The sequence below is a fragment of the Pseudomonas sp. Q11 genome (assembly GCF_024494355.1).
In the GTDB taxonomy this organism is placed as follows: domain Bacteria; phylum Pseudomonadota; class Gammaproteobacteria; order Pseudomonadales; family Pseudomonadaceae; genus Aquipseudomonas; species Aquipseudomonas hefeiensis.
Map to the genome: position 1 here is coordinate 1 of NZ_JAKNQY010000080.1, position 409 is coordinate 409.

Consider the following 409-nt stretch of genomic DNA (forward strand, 5'->3'; position numbering starts at 1 on the left):
GTCTCTCCGGCCGTACCTCAATCCAATTGTGGGAGCGGGCTTGCTCGCGAAGGCGTCGGCACAGCTTGCCTCAAAGCAAAGCTCTACCCCTTGGCCCCAGGCGTCGCCATCTCTTTTGTTTCCAAATGATCCAACGCTCGCTCAACCAACAACTGAACCCCATCAGCCATGCGGCTGATCGCCAGGGCTACGCAGCGGCGTGAGTCATCGACATCGTCGGCCAGGTCGGCGGCGATGGTGCTGATGGACAGCAGGTCTTCGGAGGCATTGGCCAGCAGGGTTTCGGTGTCGATGTGAGGGGAGACGATGAAAAGCTGGTTTTTATCGGGTTCGGGCGGTGAGGAGGGCTGGGGGTTGAGGTAGTAATCGAGGGCGCGGGTGGCGGCGTCTTCGAGCTTTTTTTCTTCCT

Annotated in this window: 1 protein-coding gene; it reads right to left on the minus strand. The window is 59.7% G+C overall.

Annotated features, from left to right (window positions below; all coding sequences use genetic code 11):
• Positions 1–83: 83 nt before the first annotated feature.
• Positions 84–409, minus strand: a 326-nt coding sequence (locus tag MA884_RS27830) for a DUF6124 family protein (RefSeq protein ID WP_256233486.1), incomplete at its 5' end; no start/stop codon positions are given.